General features: G+C 73.1%; 3 protein-coding genes and 1 pseudogene. 3 read left to right on the top strand and 1 reads right to left on the bottom strand.

Annotation, left to right across the window (positions count from 1 at the left end; all coding sequences use genetic code 11):
* The 3 genes from U9980_RS27205 to U9980_RS27195 all read left to right on the top strand — a co-directional run.
* Positions 1-1,376 (top strand): recombinase family protein (locus U9980_RS27205; protein ID WP_322770541.1); only part of this gene is annotated, 1,376 nt, incomplete at its 5' end.
* A 164-nt stretch (positions 1,377-1,540) separates the two neighbouring features.
* A complete protein-coding gene (locus U9980_RS27200) occupies positions 1,541-1,825 on the top strand; it encodes an energy transducer TonB (RefSeq protein WP_322770540.1) in 285 nt (94 codons plus the stop codon).
* The gene (locus U9980_RS27195; RefSeq protein ID WP_322770539.1) at positions 1,822-2,316 is read left to right on the top strand and encodes a hypothetical protein; all 495 of its coding nucleotides are present in this window, start codon (positions 1,822-1,824) and stop codon (positions 2,314-2,316) included. Before U9980_RS27200 ends, U9980_RS27195 begins: the two co-directional genes overlap by 4 nt.
* A 235-nt stretch (positions 2,317-2,551) precedes the next feature.
* Here the strand turns inward: U9980_RS27195 and U9980_RS27190 are convergent.
* Positions 2,552-2,838, bottom strand: a pseudogene (locus tag U9980_RS27190) (hypothetical protein); the annotation flags it as partial.

Here is a 2,838-nt window from a genome sequence, read left to right as displayed (position 1 = left end):
GCGCGGATGGCCGCAAGGCGTTCCGGGACGCGATGACCGCGGCGGCCGCGGAGTCCGACAAGATCTCCGAACGGTCGAAGCGGGGACGGCGACGCAAGGCCCGCCGCGGGTTGAGCCCGTTCGGCACGCCGGGCTTCGGGATGGCGCGCTGGCAGCCGAAACCCGACGGCTGGGAATCCGGTGATCCCCGCCAGCGGATTGCCCCGGAGGTCGTCGACCGGGAACGGGCGGCCATCCGGGACTGCTACCGCCGGCTGCTGGCCGGGACCGTGACCGTCTCGACGCTCGCCGCCGAACTCAACGCCCAGGGCCTGCACACGATCGGGGGGAAACCCTGGACCCGGGGGATGCTCGCAAGCATGCTGCAACGGCCCTCGCTGGCCGGCCTCATCGAGATCAACGGTGAGATCATCGGGACGATGCGCAACGCCGAACCAGTAGTGTCCCGCGAGGAGTGGGAACGGCTGTGCGCGTTGCTGGCGGCGCGCCGCCCGGGACGCCCGCCGGGGCGGGTGCATGTGCTGTCCGGTCTGCTGACTTGCGACGGCTGCGGTCGGCGCATGTACGGCTTACACCGCTCGCAGGAGCCGCCCTACCCCGACGGCGGGGTGAAAAGCGAGTACCGGTGCCGGCGGGAACCGGGCCGGCCCGGCTGTGGCCGGAACTTCATCGACGGCCAGGCGGCCCAGGCCGCGGTCGCGATCGCCGTGCAAAGCCGGCTGTCGGACCCGCGGCGGGCGGCCACGGTGGTGGCCCGGATCGCCGCGACCGTCGATGAGCGGGCCGCGCTCGACGCGGAGATCGCCCATTTGAACGCCGAAGCCGACGCGTTGGCGGAGAAGACCGCCCGCTGGGGGGTCCAGCGGGTGCACACATCGATGGAACCGCTGCTGCGGCGGATCGACGTGCTCACCAGCAGGCTGGCCGCGTTGGAGGTGCCGGCCGATCCGGCGGCGGTGGCCGCGGATGTGGCCGCGGAGTGGGACCGGGCCGAGGCCGCCGGGGAGATCGACACGATGCGGGCGATGATCCGTGCGGCGTTCCCGAACCTGACCGTGCGGCGGTCCCGCCGGCGGTTGACCGCGCGTGGCGCCGACGTGTCGGCCCGGTTCGACTGGGACGGCACCGGTGTCGGGCTCCCGCCGTTGCCGCCGTCGACCGAGGAGCAGATCCGGGCCGCGCTCGCCGCCGCCGGCGGGGCCAGTGTCCGGGAGGTCGCGGCCGCCGTCGGTATGCACGCCAGCCATGTCTACCGGCGGCTGGAAGGCATGCACACCGCGGGTGAGGTTCTCAAGAGCAGTCGGCCGATGGCGGCGGAGACCCGGCGGACCGAGTCGGTCTACCGGCTTCCCACCCCCGACCAGACCGCCTCCTGACCTTTTCTTTTCCCCGCCCCCGCGCACTGTAGCCGTCCGGCCCGCCGCGAGCCGTCGGAGACATCTCCCGACGCCGCCCGCTACCGGGCGGCCCCGAACCGGCGCGCCCACGCCGACCCGGGGCCTTGATCCACACCCCTGTCACGACCAGGAGGCATAGATCCGTGTCTACTTTTCCAGAGCCCGCCCCGGCCGGGAACACCCGCCGGTCGGCGTTGGCCGTCACCGTGTGGGCCGACCCGACCGAGTACGCCCGCGCCGAGCTGCCCCCGAAATCAGCGGCCCCGTTCCTCGTCCGCCCGTGGCTGCTGCTCCCCGGTGGGGTCCGCGTGTGCGTGGACGGCGCGAGTCCGGACGCGGCCGCCGCCAGCTGGTTCGACCGGATGGCCGTGGAAGCCACCTACGCCGCGTTGTGGCTGAAAGACCGCAACCAGGCCGGCCCCCGATGACCGCCCGCAACGGGCGGACGCCCGCGGCGTTGCCGAACCCGACTGCCGTTACCGCCTTGGCCCGCCGTGCCGGCCGGCTCGCCGCCGACCTGGACGCGGCCGGCCAAGAGATGGCCGCGATCGGCGGCGACACCGGGCAGGTCGGCTACCGGCTGGACGCGGCCGGCGCCGCGATCCGGGCCGCCATCGATGATCTTCAGGCCGCCGGGGCGGCGCTCGCCCGGATGCGCCGCGCCGCCGCGCCTGGACGGTGCGGACTTCCGTGGGGGGTCTGCCCGGAGCACGGCGCCACGCTCGTGAGCACCGGTGGACAGACCGGCTGCACCCGGTGCGCCCGCTCCTGGGACTACCACCACCTCTGCGCGCCCTGTACCGAATCGGTGACCCATCTGCTCGCCGACGCCCATGGCGGCACCCTGCGGCTGTGTACCGGCCACGCCCACGCCGCCCGCACCACCGTCGTCGGCGGCAGCATCAGAGTGCTGGCCTGAGCCACCCGTCACCATCCCACGGCCCCGGGCCGGGGATGTCTTCCCCGGCCGGGGGCGTCGTGTTTTTACGGGTACGGGTCGCAACTCCCGTTGGTGGCACACCCCCCGCTGCCATGGACGCCAGTGATTACCCCTCCTCTGACTGCCGTGCAGGCAGTCAGAGGAGGGGTAGCCGGGAACTCAAGGGCTGTTTACACAGTCGACCTCGGCACAGCGGCTGGCAGACTATCAGCTTTCAGAGGTGGGCAGGTGTCGGCGCGTGGGTGGTGCCGCCCCGGATCTCGAACAGCCCTGGCTCGATTTCCACCGAGTTTCGGCGAACCTGGTCCACCAGTTCAGCGGGCCACCGGGTTGTGGCTTCCGACCACCGGACTCCCTTCAGATTGACCTTGCCGAGGTCAATCCCTTGTAGGTCCGCACCGGTGAAGTCGTTGCGCGCGCGGGCGAGGTCGCGGTCGCGGTCGCGGGCGCGGGCGCGGGCGCGGTCGGGGGCGAGGGCGCGGTCGGGGGCGAGGGCGAGGT

Origin of the sequence: Protofrankia sp. Cr1, from assembly GCF_963555865.1 — a bacterium.
Classification (GTDB): domain Bacteria; phylum Actinomycetota; class Actinomycetes; order Frankiales; family Frankiaceae; genus Protofrankia.
This window is presented reverse-complemented; position numbering and strand designations above follow the sequence as displayed.

What these genes read in the sequence shown, in the direction of transcription:
- U9980_RS27195 (WP_322770539.1), top strand. Translation starts at nt 1,822, where the DNA reads ATGACCGCCCGCAACGGGCGGACGCCCGCGGCGTTGCCGAACCCGACT.